Genomic DNA, 16,578 nt, shown 5'->3' with positions numbered 1-16,578 from the left:
ACAGGCGATAATGCGCTAAGTGATTTGATCGACAGACTGGATATCGCCCCCTTGAATCCCCGGAGAGAAGCCTAGTGGGCCGCCAAATCATCTCTTTGGCCTCTACCCCCTGCACTCACCGTTCTTCCGGCTCGTCTCCCACGACCAGAAGTGTACACATATAAATACACCCGTGGTGGCCCAGTGCAAGCAATTTCTCCCTCTGAAAACCGTTCTCAGAGTCCGCCAGAACAAAAAAAAACGGCAGCAGGTTTTTATCCTGCTGCCATCTGTCTGACCCCAATGCCAACTCAACACCTAACTTCATCAAAAACTATCTTCAACTAGTGGTAGAGCTCCTGTTCAAGCCAACTGCGAATCTCTTCATTGACCGGGAACACACCCTTGAGTTGCCCCATGTCCTTACGGACCGCACCAAGCAGCTTGTCGGGCACCATCAGACAGGCCAAATCCTCGGCCCCATCCGAATTGCGCCTGACCAGGCAGACCTTCGGATGCTCATCCCAGGTGTAGACGACAAAATAATTCGAATAGTCGTTCTTGCTCTTGACCCTATTCTCGTAGCTGCCGCCATAGCCGTTGTTGCCCCATTCGAGATACAGACCAACGGCGTCTTCAGGAGTCATATCCCAATCGATTTCGAGGTTCTTGAATTGCTTGAGCTGTCCCATTTCGACCTCCATTGCACCTTTTCAATTCTTGGCGGATTACCCCGCCCCGGGCCTGGCCCGGAAAATATGCCGGCGACGGCTGCCCGCCGCCGGTGTGTGGTGTGAATGCTTCATCAAACCGAGCTTCGCTGTGAGGAGGGTTCGCGTTACTTGTTGATGACGATTTAATAGTAACAATTATCAATACCAAGTCAACACCTTTTCAGCATTCTTTTTTGAAGAAGGCAACACCCCAAAAATACAACAAAAAAAGCCCCCACAGTTTCCTGTGGGGGCCAGTCTCTCAAAAATAACTACTGAATACGCCCGCAGCGCTCATCCTCGATAAGACGCTTGGCCACATCCTCATCGTACAGGGCCAACGGATTCCGAGTCTCATTCTTGTACATTCGGGCTGCGGTCTTGACCACATCGAACGGAATCCACTCGTGCTTATCCCAGACCTCTTGGTGCTGGGCATTCCACATCCGAAACTCCACGGCTCCGGTCTCGCCCTCACGCACATACATCCGTACATCCCGAGTCTGCATGCTCGGATAATAATAAAGGCCGCGTTCGTCCTTCAACGGCATCACTCCTTGTCCAAGGCCGCCAGCGCCTCACAAGCCAGCGCGCCAAGGGTCAGATGTTCCACCGCTCCATCGCGGTACAGTTCAACAGGATCCTCACGATCCACCAGAGCCGAAATTCCGGCGACAGCCTCACGCATACCGATCAGCCCCAGTGCCCAGCAGGCAATCCCCTGAGACTCGACACTGTCCTCGGCACTCAGGGCGCCCAGCAGTTCCTGTGCCCCATGAGCCGCCAATTTCGGATGGACCTGGGCCAATCGCGCCAAACCCCAGTAGGTGGCCTCGCGCAGCGGCGGATGATCCATATAATTATCGTCGCCGACACAGTCAGGGCATTGCACGTAAGAGGCCAGCTTTTTATAATATTCCTGAGCCAGCCGCGGGTGGCGTGCCATGGACTCGCCCATGGACTCGGGAATGCCCCAGCCCACGTTGCCCGACTCTTCGTTCATATGCCACAGGAACCGGCGCATGACGATACGCGCCCGCTCCATATTCTCACCAGCCATACGGGCTACGGTGGCACCAAGAGCCGTTACAGCTCGCCAATGGATATCCCCTTTGGGATGCAGCAACAGCGAGAACAAAGGCCCCACCAATTCCTGCGCATCCATTGCAGCCAGCTCGGTCTCGAGCCGATCCTGCCAGTCATTCAACTCCAGAATCGCCAGGACCCCGGCTTTCAGTCTGCGAAATCGTGACATGACTCCCTCCCTGGAGGGGTCCCGGAGTTAGCCGATCTCCTTCACAAGCTCTTCGGCAACCTCAAAGCCCGTTTCCTGAGCTTTCTTGATGCATTCGCGAGCCTGATCCTTATCGCCCTTTTCCAACCAGTACAAAGCCAAGTTGTTCCAGGCAGGACCAAATGCGGGCTGAATCTTGAGAGCCTTATCCAGGTGCTTCTTGGCTTCCTCAAGCTCGCCATCCATGATCAGGGCACTGCCGTAGGTGGCCAGAGCCTGGATGAAATCGGGGTCACGGTTCAGAGCCTTCTTCAGATTGACGATGGCCCGGTCCACGTCACCTTTCTGAAGGTAACAGAACCCCATGTTGGCAAACGGCACGGCAAACTGAGGGCGACAACCCTTGGCATGCTTGTTGTAATTCAGGCAACCATCAATGTCGCCGCGCTGCAGGCAGATGCCACCAAGCTGCACATGGGCCTCGGCCATACGCGGAGAATGCTCCACGGCATCGCGGAAGGCCTCTTCGGCCTCCTGCCACATGCGTTTGGCCAGAAAAGCCACGCCAAGGTTGTAGTGGTGGCTGGCACACGTGGGGTTCACGGCCAGCATGCCCTGCAATTCAACAATGTATTCGTCGGTAGTCTGTGCTTTGGAGCTCATGGTCCGTCCTTGGGTTCACCGGGCCGGGCCCGGAGTGATCGTTAGAAATCCCAGTCCATCTCCTTGCCCTGTGCCCGGAGGAGATCATTATAAAAAACGATAAATTCGAACATGCCCCGGAAGCGTTCGTCCTTGTTGACGATGCCCATGGCCAACTCGTGGGCTCCGCGGCTGTATTGGGCGCCGACCTTCCCTGCCATGGATTTGGAGCGGATAAAGGTTCGCACCAAGTCTTGGATGGTCTGCCCGGTTGCTTCATCCTGGCGGATGTCCATCGGGTCGTTGGGTTCCGGGAATGGATCCCAGTTCTCGTAACCGACCTTGTCGATGAACTTACGCCGGCGAGGAGAAAGCTTCTCGTACATGTAACGCTTCATTTCCTCCTGCTCAGGAGTCAGGGAGGGCAATGTTGTTCTTCTGGCCATCGTCTTATTTCTCCTTGCCGCCGCCAAGCTCCCAATTCAGGGTACCGCAGGTGCTACAGGCATCGGAGCCCTGTTGTTCGCTACATGAGGCACAGGCCGAGGATTGATCCTGAGCTGCCCCCTCGAAGGTCTGGACTGCGGCAGCGCCCGGTTTGGGCATCGAGTCCCCGACCTGAATGGCTCCAGCCATGGTGGCTTTGACCTTCTCGATCTTCTCCCATTCCTCATCGGACAGGAGGCCGAGATACTCAGCACCGTACCTGTTCATCAACGCCATGGACACCGGCACATAAGCCTCGGCGAGGCGGGTGAACTTGGTACGCAGCGACTGCGCAAATTCAACGGACAGCATCGCCAGCCGGTCCTGAAGCTTCTCGATCTGCACGGTGGGGTACTGAACCCCTTCCTTGAAGCCAGCCTTGCCACAGGTATGGGCCTTGCCACCGATGGAGGTGGGAATGCCATACAAGCGACAGGTAATGGGCCGCGAATCGTACAATTCGCACTTTTCGTCGGCATCCAACAGAGGGCAACGAACACGCGCCTTGGAAATGCTTTCCAAAATTTCTTCGGTCCTGGCGCCATCGCGGGACAGGGTAAAGGCTTCACGCTTGATCTTGTAGCCCTGACGTTCAGCCGTATCCGCCCGATCCAGAAGCTCGCTTCGCTGCTGGCCCTTAAACGCGGCATTGAACTTATGATTCAGGTACAAGGCTTCAATCAGGGAAAGATCGAACAGGGCATGGCAACAGTCGCTGCAGCCCTCATGACACTTGATGCAGTCGCCATGCTGGGCCTGGACCTGCTCGAAAGCCTTGTCCACATCGGCCACCAGCCGTTCGTATTTTTCAAAAAATTTGCTGAAATCCATTTCCATCTTGTTATCACTCCGTGCCGAGGGATCTTGGGGCGACCACAAAAGGTATCCGCCCGGGTCGTTGACCTGGTGCTTTTGTTAATGCCTTCGTGGGGATTGTCACCCCCACAAGGCGAAATTTTTTCCCGATACGTGCCCTTTGCCGAGGCTCTGACCCCAAGATGCAGCAAAGGGAGCGGTACCAAAGCACCGCTCCCTCAGCTTTCAAGAATCTATCGCTCAAGAAAGAGACTAGTCTTCCTCGATCTCGATGGCGTCAGCCTCGCACACTTCCACGCAAGACTCACAGCCCAGGCACTCGTCTTCGTTCACAGGCACGGCTTTGCCGTCCTGAAGCTCGTAAACTTCCACGGGGCAAACGTCCACGCACTCACCGTCGCCAACGCACTTGTCAGTGTCAACAGTCACTTTGTAACCCATCTTGGAACCTCCAATATTTTTTTTGCTCTCCTGCATGGCAGGAGTGTGGTCCTATTTGCTGTTGCGGCCATTAATCCACCGGAATTATTAATAAATCCGAATAAACCGCCGATACTGCAACCGCATCTAGAGAAAACGCAATAGCCGCTGGTAAAAAAGGTGTCAAGCGGCGAAACCAGTAATCATGGCCTTGCCACAGAGAATTCTAGACATTGAGCCGCACGTAATAGGTCCGTCCGCCTCGAAAAACCACCATTAAAAGGCTATTCTGCATGCGATAACGCATAAATGAAGCTCCAAAATCCGCATTGCCCGTCACTCGGATGCCGCCAACTTTTGTCAGCACATCACCCACCTGCAGGCCAAGCTTTGCCGCCGGAGACCCGGACCGAACCCCGGAAACGATCACACCTTTGCCGGATGGAGCACCACAGCGGATCCCCCAACGTTGCCAGGCAAGGCTCAACATCCTGTTTGCAGGCACAGGCGCGGGCTGAACCGTCAAAGTCACCGGCTTACCCGCCCGATAAATCGTCAACCCAAGGCGCTGGCCCTGCACATAATTGCGCAGCAGTTGCAGATAATGCTCTTTGCCCTCCACGGGATTGCCTTCCAGCGCAAGCAGCACGTCACCCGCAACCACCCCGGCCGAAGCGGCGGGGCTGTTTTCGAACACACTGGTGATCAGCAATCCGCCAACGGCATCCAACCCGAAATAACTGGCCGTTTGCTGATCCACATTCTGCCCAGAGATGCCCAACCAGACCTGACTGACAAAACCCTGGTCCAAAATCTCGGCCACCACGCGCTTGGCCTTGGAAATGGGGATGGCAAAACCAATACCCTCGGCTCCGGCCTGAATGGCTGTATTCACTCCAATCAATTCACCAAGAATATTCAGGAGCGGGCCACCACTGTTGCCGGGATTGATGGCCGCATCGGTCTGAATGAAATCCGTGTGGGCACCCTGCTCGGTCCGCACCGTACGCCCCATGGCAGAGATCACACCCGTGGTCACGGTGTGCGAAAAGCCAAAAGGATTGCCAATGGCAATGACGGTTTCACCGATCAGCAGGTCCGAGGAATCACCCACCATGACCTGAGGCAGATCCTTGGCGTCCACAAGGCGCAGCACCGCCAGATCAAAGTCCGTGTCCGACCCCACCAACTCGGCCTCGAACTCTCGACCGTCCAACAGACGGGCGGTAATGGTCGTGGCCCCGGCAATAACATGAGAATTGGTCAGCACCAGCCCTTCGTGACCGTCGAAGATCACCCCGGAACCCAGACTCTGCTGAGTGAATCGGCGTGTTCCTCGCGGGCCGAAGAATTCCCGGAACTGCGGTGGCATGACTCTTTCGTCGAACAGACCACCAAAAGGATTGATCTCGCGCTCCACCACCCGAGCGGTGGTAATATTGACCACCGCCGGAGCCACGGACTGCACAGCCCGCACCACCGGAGTCAGACGCAGCTCAGCCACGCCCTCGGGGGTAACGGTCATATGATCCGCCCGAACGGGAACGCTCAACGCAAGAAGCAGTGCACAGGCTGTCAGCAATCTCCAGATCATGACTAGCGGCGCTCCATTTCCATCAACCGACGGACACGCTCCTCCACCGGGGGGTGGGTGCTGAACCATTTGGCTGCGCCGCCCATGAAGGGATTGATAATGAACATGTGCGCCGTGGCTTCATTCCCACCCTGCATGGGGGCCTGCTGGGCGTAGTTTGAAATCTTGTTCAAGGCCGAGGCCAACTGGCTCGGGGTGCCGCTGTAACGCGCCCCCGATGCATCGGCCAGATATTCGCGGGAGCGGGAAATGGCCATCTGGATCAGCATGGCCGCCACGGGCGCGATAAAGGCCAAGGCAAGCGCAGCAATGGGATTGCCGCCCTCATCATCGCTATTGCCACCCATGCCGAACAGGGCCGCCCACTTGATCATGGACGCCACGTACATGATCACACCGGCCAGCACTCCGGCCACACTCTGAATCAGGATATCGCGGTTGGCGATGTGCCCGATTTCATGGGCCAGCACCCCTTTGAGTTCTTCGGGGGTCAATAGGCGCATGATGCCCTCGGTTACGGCAACCACCGCATTCTCCGGGTTGCGTCCGGTGGCAAAGGCATTGGGGGCCTGCTGGGGAATCAGCGCAATGCGTGGCATGGGGATGCCTGCATTGGCGGACAATTCCTGAACCATGGCGTGCAGCCCGGGTGCGTCTCCAGGGCCCAGCAACCGGGCCTTGTACATGGAGAGCACAACCTTGTCGGAATACCAGTAACTGCCCACATTCATGACCATGGCCAGAATAAAGGCGATCACCAGCCCCCCGCGGCCACCCATGGCGCCGCCGATAAGTATGAGCAACCCTGTCAGCAGACTCAGCAACAGGGCTGTTTTCAACTGGCTCGTCATCGTCGAATAACTCCTTGGAGTGTGTGTTCAAAAAAGCGGCGCTAAAGATCACGCCTATTCGGAAATCTCGATCCTGATTGTTTTCTTCATATCCTTGATCTTCTTGGGCACGGTAAGGGTCAGCAGGCCATGGGCGAACACGGCGTTCACATGGTCGCCATCCAGACCCTGAGGCAGCACAAAACGCCTGCCGAACGGGCCATTGCTTCGCTCCATGATATGGAAGACGCCACCATCAACATCCTTTTCCAGATGCACCTCGCCGATGACAGCCAGCTTGTTGCCGGTCAGCTCCACGGTCACATCTTCCTGGCGAACCCCGGGCAACTCCACCTCGATGACAAAACCATCGGCAGTCTCCAGCACATTGGCTACGGGCTGCCGAAGTTGCATCCTGCCATGGGAATCCACTCCGCCCGACAGGCCCTCAGCAATCCTGCCCGTGCCCTGAGCAAGTTCTTCAAGCCGTATCCATGGGTTGTCGTCGTACTTGGCCATGTCGGGCCGCCTCCGATTTGATATTGCCTTCATCACTGCCGCTGATAGAGCTCAAAATATTCATTCCCGGGCCGCTGTCAATGACTGGCGGTCTTGCCAAGACCGCCTCGGGACGAGTAAAGAGCGACTTCACCTTCAAGAATAACACCGCGACTCAAATCGACTCCACAGGAAGAACACCATGAGCACCAAACTGCGCAACCGCCTGGATCAGGCCATCAATGCCATCACCCCCCTCGACGCCACGCTGGAACCTGCCGCCCGCGCCCACCTGGACGACCTGACCAAGCCCAAAGGCAGCCTCGGACTGCTGGAAGACTACGCTGCCAGGCTGACCCTGATTGCCGAGGGTGGCGCTCCCGGCATTGATCCGGCCCGCATCTATACCATTGCCGGAGACCATGGCGTGGCCAAGACCGGGGTCAGCCTGTTTCCGCAGGAAGTCACCCGCCAGATGGTGGCCAATTTCCTGACCGGAGGCGCGGGCATCAACGTCCTGGCCAAGACCGGCAACATCGACGTCAAGGTCGTGGACGCAGGCAGCGCCGGTGGCCCCTATGACGAGCACCCCGGGCTGATCCAGATGAAGGTGGCCGAAGGCACCGAGAACATTGCAGAAGGTCCGGCCATGACGGAAGAGCAGTGCCTGCAAGCACTGTTGAACGGCATCGAACTGGCCGACAAGGCCGCTGCCGAGGGTCTGCGCGCTCTGGGCACCGGTGAGATGGGCATTGCCAACACCACCCCGTCCACGGCTCTGTATTGCGCCTATTTCGATATATCCCCAGCCGAGATGACCGGGCCCGGCACAGGCCTACCCGCCGAGGGTGTGAGCGCCAAACGCGAGATCATCAGGAAGGCCCTGGAAGTCAACGCCGAGGCCATCGACAGCCAGGACCCCCTGCGCATCCTGACTGCCCTGGGTGGATATGAAATTGCCACCCTGGCAGGCCTGATCATCGGCGCCGCCAAGAACCGGTTGGCCGTGGTCGTGGACGGCTTCATCTCCACCGCTGCCTTTGCCGCCGCCTGGAAACTCTGCCCCACGGTAAGCGACTACGCCTTCTTCAGCCACGCCTCGGCCGAACCCGGCCACGTCAAGGCCGTACAGGCCATGCAGGCCCGGCCCATGCTGGACCTGGGACTGCGCCTGGGCGAAGGTACCGGAGCGGCCATTGCCCTGTACCTGCTGCGTTGCGCTGCCAACATCTACAACGACATGGCGACCTTCTCCCAGGCCGGTGTCGACGCAGGCAGCAACTAACAGCTTTTTCTTGGGGAGGAGTCCGCTTGTGGAACTCCTCCCCAAACTTCCCACCAGCCCGTTTTCATTCCCCACAAATCGGACAAAGGGGTCGGAGCAAAATCTCCAGGCCTGTTCTTTCAGCGGCCACGGCCTTCACATCCTGGCCTCAGCGCGCTACAGTCCGGCCCATGGATCATCCTCTTATTTCCATAATCATTCCCGTGCTGCACGAGGCCCAGGGCATCAACGCCCTGGTCCAGCAAGTGCGTGACCTGCCGACACCGGGACCACTGGAAGTTCTGGTGGTGGACGGGGCCCCCGAGGCCGACACCCTCGCGGCACTCACGGCAGATGCGATCCCCCTGTCCTCCCCTGCAGGGCGGGCCAGACAGATGAATTATGGTGCCATGCGCACCAGAGGGGACATCCTGCTGTTCCTGCACGCAGACACCCGCCTGCCCGAACGCGCCCTGCATCTGGTGGATGAATCCCTGGCCCACAAGGCCGTGGCCGGGGCCTTCTCTCTGGGTTTTTCCCAAAAGGCCGGAACCGGGCTCAAATTCATCGCAGCCGCAGCCAACGCACGCACCTGGCTGACGCGTGTACCCTATGGCGATCAGGCCCAGTTTTTCCGGCGCAGCTATTTTCTACGACGCGGGGGATATGCAGAAATTCCGTTGATGGAAGATATTGAGCTCATGGAGCGCATTCACAGGCGGGGGGATCACATCGCCCTGCTCTCCGAAGCCGTCACCACCTCGCACCGCCGTTGGCAGCAGGAGGGAACCATCCGCTGCACGGCCCGCAATCTCGCAATCCGCACGCTGTATCATTTCGGGGTTTCCCCCGAGCGCCTGGCTCACTTCTATCGCTTTGGAAAACAATGATGCCCCGAAAACGCCTGCTCATACTCGTCAAGCTTCCCCTGCCCGGACTGGTCAAAACTCGTATCGCCGCCCAATGGGGCGATGATGTCGCCGTGCAACTCTACGACGCCATGGTCCACGACCAGTTGGAGGCCGTAGCCGATACCGATATCCCCATCACCTTGTGCCACAGCCCCATCGCCCCGCTGGATGCCTACCGGGACTGGCTTGGACGTGAACATTCCTTTCAATTGCAGGAAGGCGACGACCTGGGGCAACGCATGCGTCACGCCTTTGAATCCGCTTTTTCCAAGGGAGCCGAGCAACTGGTGCTGGTGGGCAGCGACCTGCCCGAAATCAGCCCCAAACTCCTGCACGAGGCTTTTGCCGCTCTGAATACGGTTGGAGCCACGCTCGCCCCCAGTGATGATGGGGGCTACACCCTGATCGGATTTTCGCGCCGCAGCTTCCGCCCTGAGGCCTTTGAGTCCATTCCGTGGAGCACTCCGCAGGTCCTGGCCGCAACAGTGGCCGCCCTCGAGGGCGTGGGACAATCCGTGCACCTGCTGCCGGAATTGGCCGACCTAGATACCGCAGATGATGTTCTGGAGCTCACTCGCCGCCACACCGCAGGCGGACCACACAGGACACTCACCCTCGCGAACCGACTCCTCGACAACGGCTGACATCGCCAAACGCGCCTGCTCCGCCTCATGAGGCCTCATGAGCCGCTTGCCGCCGCTGCGCAGTTGGAATACAAACCCCTTACGGTATCGCCGACAAGGAGGAGCGCACCATGATCGATCGCAAGCCAAATCGTGAAATCACAGACCAGGAAGAACTGCAATATGTGCTCGAACGGTCCAAGATCCTGCGTCTTGGCCTGTGCGCGGATAACGAACCCTATGTGGTGCCCATGAACTACGGCATCGGCGAGGGTTGTCTGTATCTGCACTCGTCGCAAAAGGGGAAAAAGGCCGACATGCTGCGCGCCAACCCCAGAGTCTGCTTTGAGATGGAAACGGATGTGGCATTGATCGAGGCCGACGCTCCCTGTGGCTTTACCATGCGTTTCCGCAGCATCGTGGGCTACGGTACAGCAGCCTTTCTGGAAAACGCGGAGGAGAAACTGGCGGGCCTGAAAATCATCATGGCCCATTATTCGGACACCACCTTCAAGGACGGGGACTTTCTGGAAAAGGCCCTGGCCAAGACCGCCGTCATTCGCCTGGACATTGAATCCATGCGCGGCGCAAAACACGGATGGAACGGCTAAACACATGGATCATCTCAAGAACATCGCCCGGCTGCTGATCACCTGCCCGGACAAACCCGGCATTGTGGCCTCGGTGACCAATTTTCTTTATTCCCACGGGGTAAACATCACCACTCTGGACCAGTATTCCACAGACGCTGAAGGCGGAAATTTCTTCATGCGCCTGGAATTCCAGACCCCACACATGGACATCTCGGCCCCAGCCCTGGAAAAGGCCTTCGCCGAAGTCATCGCCCCCAAATTCGAAATGCAATGGCACATCAGCTACGGTGCCAATATCAAGCGCACGGCCATCCTGGTCTCCAGATTCGACCACTGCCTGCAGGAACTGCTCTGGCTCTACAAACGCGGCAAGCTGGACACCGAAATCGCCATGGTCATCAGCAATCACCCGGACCTGAAGGAAGATGTGGAGGCCTACGGCATTCCCTTCCACTACATCCCGGTCAAAAAGGGCGACAAGGGGGCCAGCGAGCAAGCCATGCTGGAGCTCATGGAAGGCAAGGTGGATCTGGTGGTGCTGGCCCGCTACATGCAAATCCTATCCGGGGACTTCGTCTCCCATTTCCCGCAGCAGATCATCAATATCCACCACTCATTCCTGCCCGCCTTCGTGGGAGCGGACCCGTATCGTCAGGCCTACGAAAAGGGCGTCAAGCTCATCGGAGCCACCGCTCACTATGTGATCGAGGAACTGGATGCCGGGCCCATCATCGAACAGGACGTGGCGCGAGTCTCCCATCGCCACAGCATTGAAAAGATGAAGGACCTGGGACAGGACCTTGAACGCACCATCCTGGCCAACGCCGTGAAATGGTACTTGGAAGACCGCATCATTCTGGCGGGCAACAAGACCATCGTCTTCGAATAGCCCAACAGCCACAGAACATTCATACCCGCCGGAGGCTTACGCCCGGCGGGTTTTCTTTTTGCTGTTGCCCGGGCAGCACTCATGTTCTATCATCGACCACCCTCGGAACCATCAGGCCACAGGATTCCCCCGTGAATGCATCTCCCCAGCATCCCATGACCTTTGATGTGCAAGGCCTGCGCGCCGGAGCCATCAAGACCCTGCCCGTAGCCATGGGGGTGGCGATCTACGGGCTGGTCTACGGCATGCTGGCAGGCCAGTCAGGCATGACCCCCGGCGAGGTCACGGCCATGAGTGCACTGGTCTTTGCCGGCGCCTCGCAGTTCGTGGCACTGGACCTGTGGATCGATCCTCTGCCCGTGGGGGCACTCATCGTCATGGCCTTCATTGTCAATCTGCGCCATGTGCTCATGGGCGCAGCCATACAGCCATGGTTCTCGCGGCTATCGCCGCTTCAGGCCTATGGCAGCATGTATTTCATGGTGGACGAGAGTTGGGCATTGACCATCAAGGATTTTGCAGATGGTCATCGCCGTGGAGCCTTCATGCTCGGCTCCGGGCTGGTGCTGTTCGCCACCTGGCTCTCGGCTTCGCTTGGGGGACTGCTGGCCGGATCCATGGTGCCCGACCCGACACGCTACGGTTTGGACTTCGCCTTCACAGCCGCGTTCATTGCGCTACTGGCAGGACTATGGCGGGGCAAATCCGACCTGCCCATCTGGATCGCAGCGGCCGTGGTGGCAATTATCGGATCGCTGCTGCTGCCGGGCAAATGGTACATCCTTGCTGGCGGATTGGCTGGGGGGCTGACAGGAGCCTTGCGCCATGACTGATGCCACCCCAATGCTGACCATCGCGGCCATGGCCGCAGTCACCTATCTGACCCGTGCGGCGGGCCTGTTCATTACCAACAGGATACGCATCACCCCCCGGGCCGAGGCCTTCCTGTCCGCCATCCCGGGAGCAGTGCTCATCTCCATCATCGCCCCGGCCGCCTTCACCCAGGGCCCTGCCGAGGCCCTAGCCGCATTGGGCACACTGGCTGTGGCAGCCAAGACCAGAAATCTGCCCCTATCCATGGGCGTGGGCATCGGTCTTGTCTGGGCCTTGCGCCAAGTGCTGTAAGCCGCCAGGCAACATCAGATTCCACACCTGCTCCTCTTTCCATAAAAATTCCCCCGCCCAAAGAGACTTCTCCTTGAACGGGGGAACAGAGAGGACGTTGTCACCGTCTGCCTCAGGTCTTAGGCTTGGGCAAACGATTCGAATGGATTCAAGTTCGGTTTACTCACGCTGTACTTGGCCTCGTCCAATCCCTTGATGTAGGCCCAACGCTGGGTTCCATATTCGTAATGCCACCATTCGCCGTGATAGTTAACGAATCCGGCCTGAAGCATGACATGGTGCAGCAACCTGCGATTATGCAAGGCTTCGTTCTCGCGCACATCCAGAGTCTCTCCCTGTTCCAGGAGTTCCTCGAAATGACGCGTGTAGGACACGGGACCGGGATAATCAAAGCTTGCGCCGAACCACAGAGGAGACCCGTCGGTAGTGGCCAAAGCCAAATCCACAGCCCCACCGGTGACGTGCGGCGAAGGCCGCCGTTCATCCAGACTGGGCAGGGCCACAAACCGAGAAGTCATGTTTTCCAGGGCCTCATCGTCCAGCCCTGAATGCACACGTTTGAGAGACGCCTTGCATTGGGTGAACAGCGACGTCTGGACCTCCACGCTTCGCCAGGTATCCAGAATGATCAGGCGCAGGTTTGAAGGCAACAGATCCTGTGCGATCAGCAGCCGCTTGCGGACACCGTCACGGGCATAACACTCGGACAATGCCCCGGGGATACCCGCAGCGTGATAGGCCGGGCGCACGAGATACCGCTCCGGTGCCAATGACAACGGCACAAGCGCCTCGCCACAATCAGCCACGGATGTGGTGAACACGGTATCCCAGGAGGGCTTCTCTACCGCCTTGATCGGCGGCGCATCCTGTACGGAGAGGACGGCGCAATGGTTGCCGTCGGTATGGATGGTCTCATTCATGATTCAGCCCCTAATAACCGAGCATGCGTGGCAGCCACAGCGAGATGGACGGCACGAAGATAAGCATCAGTTGGCAGGCCAGCGCCACGAGGACGAACGGCCATATATGTTTGAACATCTTCTCCAGAGGCACGCTGCCCACCGAAGAAACGATGTAGACGCATGCGCCCATGGGCGGCGTAATCAACGCGATGGTGATATTCAGGGTCATGACGATGCCGAAGTGCAACGGGTCAATGCCTGCGGCCATGGCCAGAGGACTGAACACCGGAGTCAACAGCACCAGGGCCGCGATTTCCTCCATGAACATGCCCACCACGAAGATGATCACACTGATCAGCAGCAGCACCATGGACGGGGTTGTCGCATATTTCAAAACCACGGGAGCCATGGCCTGAGGCACCTGCTCCGAAGAGAGAATCCAGCCCACAATGGTCGCTGCGCCAATGACCACGAAGATGACACTGGTCAGGCGCACGGTGTTGGACAGGGCCTTGAGCACGCCCTTCATATCCAACTCACGGGTCCACAGGAAACCCACCAGCAGCACATACAAGCTAGCCACGGCTCCTGACTCGGTAGGAGTCATGAAGCCAAAGAGGATGCCGCCGATAATGATACCGGGAGCAATGAGGGCGGTAATCGCACCACAACTGGCCTTGAGCAGACCCATGGTGGAAAAGCGGGTATTCACGCGCGGCAGATTCAGGCGCCCCGCATTGACGCGGTGCATAATCATGAAAGCCACGCCCAACAGGATGCCGGGGACCACGCCAGCCATGAACAGGGCGCCCACATTGGTCTTGGTCATGGCGCCGAACAGGATCATGAAGATACTGGGCGGGATGATGGGTCCAATGAGTGAACTGCCCGCGGTCAGACCCGCAGCGTAGGAATCGGGATAGCCACCTTTCTTCATGGCCGGGATCATGATGGACCCCACAGCCGAAGCATCGGCTGCGGCAGAACCGTTGACACCCGCGAAGATGATGCTGGCCACCACAGTGACATACCCCAATCCACCCTTCAGGTGCCCCACCAGGGCTTCGGCAAAACGCAACAGCCGGGGGGTCAGCCCCGAACAGCCCATGAGTTCGCCAGCCAGAATGAAATAAGGAATGGCCAACAGGGAAAAAGGCTCCATTCCCCCATAGAACTGCTGAATCATGAGCCGGAACTGCGAGAAATCACCCACATAGGCAAACCCGGCAAAAGCCGTGGTCAGCATAGCGGCGAATAGTGGCAAACCGGTCACGAGCATGACGAAGAAGACTAGCATCAGAACAATGCTCATGACGTGCCCCCCTCGAGGTTTTCGTTCTCAGGTGCGCCGGGTGGGATGAACTGCCCCAGCGTATATTCCAGAAGCATCAGACTCATGCCCACGGGAATGGCCAGGAGCGGAATGGCTTTCTTGATGCCCAAGGTCATGATGGTCAGCATGCGCAGCTTGTAAGCGTACTGGAAACCCAGAATGATCATGGCACCCAACACGCAGACAAACACAATGCGTCGCAGCCAGATGACCAGCCAGCGCATGTTTTCAGGTAGCTTGTTGACGATAATCTCGATGGCCATGTGCTCGCCACGCTTCAATGCGGGAGCAGCCGCAAGCATCACCATCCAGACCAGGGTGATCTTGGCCAGGTCCATGGTCCACATGGGCGGACGGTAGAACCTGCCGAAGACCCCGAGCATGACATCGGCCAGATTGACGACGAGGAGCACCCCTGCCCCGATCAGGCAGAGGCGCTCCAATACGTCAGAAGCCTTCTTACATAAGGAGGCAAATGGACTCATTACTTGGCCTCGTGGTTAGCCTTCTTGGCCTCGGACAGGGCCAGGTCAATCCACTCCTGCGCAACCTGCGCCTTCAGCCATTCAACATAGGAAGGGCTGCCCAAGGCCTTGAACTCGGCCAATTCGGCAGCGGTGGGGGTGTATACAGTCATGCCATTGGAAGCCAGGAATTCCACACGCTGATCAACCTGAGATTCCACAAATTCACGGGTCTTGGCATTGGCCTCGCGGGCGGCCTGACGCAGAGCCTTCTGCTGTACGGCAGGAAGAGAATCCAGCAGCTCGCCGTTCATGAGCAGGAACTGGTCGGAGTACTGCACATTGGCCAGACAGAGATGCTTCTGCACCTCATAGAGGCTCCCCATGATGATGTAGGTAGGAGGATTCATCTGACCATCGGCAACGCCGGTCTTGAGGGCAAGGTAAACCTCGGTCCAGGGGATGGGAGTACCAGCGGCGCCAAAAGCCTCGTACATGGCCACCTGACTGGTATCCATGGCACGGTAGGTCAGGCCCTTGAAGTCCGCGGGGGAATGGATGGGCTTGTTGCCGGTAAAGGCCAGGAAACCACCCTCTTCAACCACTTCAAGCAGCTCGATGCCGGTACGCTCGCGCAGGGTCTTGACGGCCTTTTCCATGAACGCGCCACCATCAAAGAAGATGTGTGCGGCCTTGTAGCTATCGAACAGGAACGGAATATTGGTGGCAAACATTTCGGGGAACACGGTCTGCATCCCACCGTAGGAAGCGACGTTGATCACCGGACCGCTCATGGTCTGTTCCATGCGCTGCTCTTCGTTGCCCAACTGGCTGTTGGGGAAAAGCTTGATCTCGATGTCGCCATTGGTGCTCTTTTCCACCAGAGATTTGAACGTGGTGGCAAAGGCATGCACTGCGTTGTCATCCCCGCTGGGTGGCCCATTGTAGCTCATCTTGATGGATGTTGCGGCCAGGGCACTGGCCGGGAGGGTCAGGACCAGCAAAAGGATCATGGCGAAGCGTTTCATGAAGTCGTCTCCTCGTCTAAGGGTTAAGCAAGGCGTATACCGCGCGGCATTGCATCTCATGGAGTTGCTGCACTGTCCATTCTGTCGGCAGCCAGGCCCCATGTCCTGCGATGTCAATGGCTTGGGGTTGCTATGCATCATTATCCGCAACGGGTTGTATACGCAGTGGATAATGGAGATCGGGGCGGCACTCCCTTACCATCCCTTTCTCTTGCAAGACAATTGTCTCCCTGA

21 protein-coding genes are annotated in these 16,578 nt (G+C 58.0%); 7 read left to right on the top strand and 14 right to left on the bottom strand.

The window, feature by feature from the left end; all coding sequences use genetic code 11:
* Positions 1-323: 323 nt before the first annotated feature.
* The 10 genes from EL361_RS15250 to EL361_RS15205 form a co-directional block, all read right to left on the bottom strand.
* Positions 324-671, bottom strand: coding sequence for a DVU0772 family protein (locus EL361_RS15250; protein WP_126380809.1), 348 nt, complete (start codon positions 669-671; stop codon positions 324-326).
* 293 nt (positions 672-964) lie between these two features.
* Positions 965-1,243: a hypothetical protein gene (locus tag EL361_RS15245; protein ID WP_338031046.1), complete on the bottom strand. Its 279-nt coding sequence runs from the start codon at positions 1,241-1,243 to the stop codon at positions 965-967.
* Complete coding sequence (locus tag EL361_RS15240; RefSeq protein WP_126380808.1) at positions 1,243-1,947, bottom strand: DVU0298 family protein; 705 nt, start codon at positions 1,945-1,947, stop codon at positions 1,243-1,245. Before EL361_RS15240 ends, EL361_RS15245 begins: the two co-directional genes overlap by 1 nt.
* Positions 1,948-1,974: 27 nt before the next feature.
* Positions 1,975-2,589 carry a tetratricopeptide repeat protein gene (locus tag EL361_RS15235; protein ID WP_126380807.1) on the bottom strand — a complete coding sequence of 205 codons (615 nt, stop codon included), beginning with the start codon at positions 2,587-2,589 and terminating at the stop codon, positions 1,975-1,977.
* A gap of 41 nt (positions 2,590-2,630) precedes the next feature.
* Positions 2,631-3,014 (bottom strand): hypothetical protein, encoded by a 384-nt coding sequence (locus EL361_RS15230; RefSeq protein ID WP_126380806.1) that lies wholly within the window; start codon positions 3,012-3,014, stop codon positions 2,631-2,633.
* Between the two features lie 4 nt (positions 3,015-3,018).
* Entirely contained in the window at positions 3,019-3,891 is an 873-nt protein-coding gene (locus EL361_RS15225) for a YkgJ family cysteine cluster protein (RefSeq protein WP_126380805.1), read from the bottom strand.
* A 231-nt stretch (positions 3,892-4,122) separates the two neighbouring features.
* Positions 4,123-4,311, bottom strand: coding sequence for a ferredoxin (locus EL361_RS15220; protein ID WP_126380804.1), 189 nt, complete (start codon positions 4,309-4,311; stop codon positions 4,123-4,125).
* Positions 4,312-4,516: 205 nt separating this feature from the next.
* Positions 4,517-5,884 (bottom strand): trypsin-like peptidase domain-containing protein, encoded by a 1,368-nt coding sequence (locus EL361_RS15215; RefSeq protein WP_172961786.1) that lies wholly within the window; start codon positions 5,882-5,884, stop codon positions 4,517-4,519.
* Between the two features lie 2 nt (positions 5,885-5,886).
* Positions 5,887-6,735: a zinc metalloprotease HtpX gene (locus tag EL361_RS15210; RefSeq protein ID WP_126380802.1), complete on the bottom strand. Its 849-nt coding sequence runs from the start codon at positions 6,733-6,735 to the stop codon at positions 5,887-5,889.
* A 54-nt stretch (positions 6,736-6,789) separates the two neighbouring features.
* Complete coding sequence (locus tag EL361_RS15205; protein ID WP_172961785.1) at positions 6,790-7,233, bottom strand: Hsp20/alpha crystallin family protein; 444 nt, start codon at positions 7,231-7,233, stop codon at positions 6,790-6,792.
* Between the two features lie 193 nt (positions 7,234-7,426).
* On the opposite strand from EL361_RS15205, the gene cobT reads away from it, so the two are divergent.
* The 7 genes from cobT to EL361_RS15170 all read left to right on the top strand — a co-directional run bounded on the left by cobT (position 7,427) and on the right by EL361_RS15170 (position 12,617).
* A complete protein-coding gene (gene cobT / locus EL361_RS15200; RefSeq protein ID WP_420810707.1) occupies positions 7,427-8,497 on the top strand; it encodes a nicotinate-nucleotide--dimethylbenzimidazole phosphoribosyltransferase in 1,071 nt (356 codons plus the stop codon).
* A gap of 170 nt (positions 8,498-8,667) precedes the next feature.
* Positions 8,668-9,366, top strand: coding sequence for a TIGR04283 family arsenosugar biosynthesis glycosyltransferase (locus EL361_RS15195; protein ID WP_126380799.1), 699 nt, complete (start codon positions 8,668-8,670; stop codon positions 9,364-9,366).
* Positions 9,363-10,031 (top strand): TIGR04282 family arsenosugar biosynthesis glycosyltransferase, encoded by a 669-nt coding sequence (locus EL361_RS15190; RefSeq protein WP_126380798.1) that lies wholly within the window; start codon positions 9,363-9,365, stop codon positions 10,029-10,031. The genes EL361_RS15195 and EL361_RS15190 overlap by 4 nt, the downstream gene beginning before the upstream one ends.
* Before the next feature lie 110 nt (positions 10,032-10,141).
* Positions 10,142-10,621: a pyridoxamine 5'-phosphate oxidase family protein gene (locus EL361_RS15185; RefSeq protein WP_126380797.1), complete on the top strand. Its 480-nt coding sequence runs from the start codon at positions 10,142-10,144 to the stop codon at positions 10,619-10,621.
* A gap of 4 nt (positions 10,622-10,625) precedes the next feature.
* Complete coding sequence (purU, locus tag EL361_RS15180; RefSeq protein WP_126380796.1) at positions 10,626-11,492, top strand: formyltetrahydrofolate deformylase; 867 nt, start codon at positions 10,626-10,628, stop codon at positions 11,490-11,492.
* Positions 11,493-11,623: 131 nt separating this feature from the next.
* A complete protein-coding gene (locus EL361_RS15175) occupies positions 11,624-12,325 on the top strand; it encodes an AzlC family ABC transporter permease (RefSeq protein WP_232034808.1) in 702 nt (233 codons plus the stop codon).
* On the top strand, positions 12,318-12,617 hold the full coding sequence (locus tag EL361_RS15170; RefSeq protein WP_126380795.1) for an AzlD family protein: 300 nt from the start codon (positions 12,318-12,320) through the stop codon (positions 12,615-12,617). The genes EL361_RS15175 and EL361_RS15170 overlap by 8 nt, the downstream gene beginning before the upstream one ends.
* A 119-nt stretch (positions 12,618-12,736) precedes the next feature.
* On the opposite strand, the gene EL361_RS15165 is transcribed toward EL361_RS15170, so the two are convergent.
* Genes EL361_RS15165 through EL361_RS15150 form a run of 4 tightly spaced genes read right to left on the bottom strand, consistent with a single transcriptional unit; the run spans position 12,737 to position 16,344 of the window.
* Positions 12,737-13,537 (bottom strand): M15 family metallopeptidase, encoded by an 801-nt coding sequence (locus EL361_RS15165; RefSeq protein ID WP_126380794.1) that lies wholly within the window; start codon positions 13,535-13,537, stop codon positions 12,737-12,739.
* A 10-nt stretch (positions 13,538-13,547) separates the two neighbouring features.
* Entirely contained in the window at positions 13,548-14,831 is a 1,284-nt protein-coding gene (locus tag EL361_RS15160; RefSeq protein WP_126380793.1) for a TRAP transporter large permease, read from the bottom strand.
* Positions 14,828-15,337 carry a TRAP transporter small permease gene (locus tag EL361_RS15155; protein WP_126380792.1) on the bottom strand — a complete coding sequence of 170 codons (510 nt, stop codon included), beginning with the start codon at positions 15,335-15,337 and terminating at the stop codon, positions 14,828-14,830. Before EL361_RS15155 ends, EL361_RS15160 begins: the two co-directional genes overlap by 4 nt.
* Positions 15,337-16,344 (bottom strand): TRAP transporter substrate-binding protein, encoded by a 1,008-nt coding sequence (locus EL361_RS15150; protein ID WP_126380791.1) that lies wholly within the window; start codon positions 16,342-16,344, stop codon positions 15,337-15,339. Before EL361_RS15150 ends, EL361_RS15155 begins: the two co-directional genes overlap by 1 nt.
* Positions 16,345-16,578 lie beyond the last annotated feature (234 nt).

It is taken from the genome of Desulfovibrio ferrophilus, from assembly GCF_003966735.1.
GTDB classification, from domain to species: domain Bacteria; phylum Desulfobacterota; class Desulfovibrionia; order Desulfovibrionales; family Desulfovibrionaceae; genus Desulfovibrio_Q; species Desulfovibrio_Q ferrophilus.
This window is presented reverse-complemented; position numbering and strand designations above follow the sequence as displayed.

Coding starts and splice junctions, on each gene's coding strand:
- EL361_RS15250 (WP_126380809.1), bottom strand. CDS start 671: ATGGGACAGCTCAAGCAATTCAAGAACCTCGAAATCGATTGGGATATG.
- EL361_RS15245 (WP_338031046.1), bottom strand. CDS start 1,243: ATGCCGTTGAAGGACGAACGCGGCCTTTATTATTATCCGAGCATGCAG.
- EL361_RS15240 (WP_126380808.1), bottom strand. CDS start 1,947: ATGTCACGATTTCGCAGACTGAAAGCCGGGGTCCTGGCGATTCTGGAG.
- EL361_RS15235 (WP_126380807.1), bottom strand. CDS start 2,589: ATGAGCTCCAAAGCACAGACTACCGACGAATACATTGTTGAATTGCAG.
- EL361_RS15230 (WP_126380806.1), bottom strand. CDS start 3,014: ATGGCCAGAAGAACAACATTGCCCTCCCTGACTCCTGAGCAGGAGGAA.
- EL361_RS15225 (WP_126380805.1), bottom strand. CDS start 3,891: ATGGAAATGGATTTCAGCAAATTTTTTGAAAAATACGAACGGCTGGTG.
- EL361_RS15220 (WP_126380804.1), bottom strand. CDS start 4,311: ATGGGTTACAAAGTGACTGTTGACACTGACAAGTGCGTTGGCGACGGT.
- EL361_RS15215 (WP_172961786.1), bottom strand. CDS start 5,884: ATGATCTGGAGATTGCTGACAGCCTGTGCACTGCTTCTTGCGTTGAGC.
- EL361_RS15210 (WP_126380802.1), bottom strand. CDS start 6,735: ATGACGAGCCAGTTGAAAACAGCCCTGTTGCTGAGTCTGCTGACAGGG.
- EL361_RS15205 (WP_172961785.1), bottom strand. CDS start 7,233: ATGGCCAAGTACGACGACAACCCATGGATACGGCTTGAAGAACTTGCT.
- EL361_RS15195 (WP_126380799.1), top strand. CDS start 8,668: ATGGATCATCCTCTTATTTCCATAATCATTCCCGTGCTGCACGAGGCC.
- EL361_RS15190 (WP_126380798.1), top strand. CDS start 9,363: ATGATGCCCCGAAAACGCCTGCTCATACTCGTCAAGCTTCCCCTGCCC.
- EL361_RS15185 (WP_126380797.1), top strand. CDS start 10,142: ATGATCGATCGCAAGCCAAATCGTGAAATCACAGACCAGGAAGAACTG.
- purU (WP_126380796.1), top strand. CDS start 10,626: ATGGATCATCTCAAGAACATCGCCCGGCTGCTGATCACCTGCCCGGAC.
- EL361_RS15170 (WP_126380795.1), top strand. CDS start 12,318: ATGACTGATGCCACCCCAATGCTGACCATCGCGGCCATGGCCGCAGTC.
- EL361_RS15165 (WP_126380794.1), bottom strand. CDS start 13,537: ATGAATGAGACCATCCATACCGACGGCAACCATTGCGCCGTCCTCTCC.
- EL361_RS15160 (WP_126380793.1), bottom strand. CDS start 14,831: ATGAGCATTGTTCTGATGCTAGTCTTCTTCGTCATGCTCGTGACCGGT.
- EL361_RS15155 (WP_126380792.1), bottom strand. CDS start 15,337: ATGAGTCCATTTGCCTCCTTATGTAAGAAGGCTTCTGACGTATTGGAG.
- EL361_RS15150 (WP_126380791.1), bottom strand. CDS start 16,344: ATGAAACGCTTCGCCATGATCCTTTTGCTGGTCCTGACCCTCCCGGCC.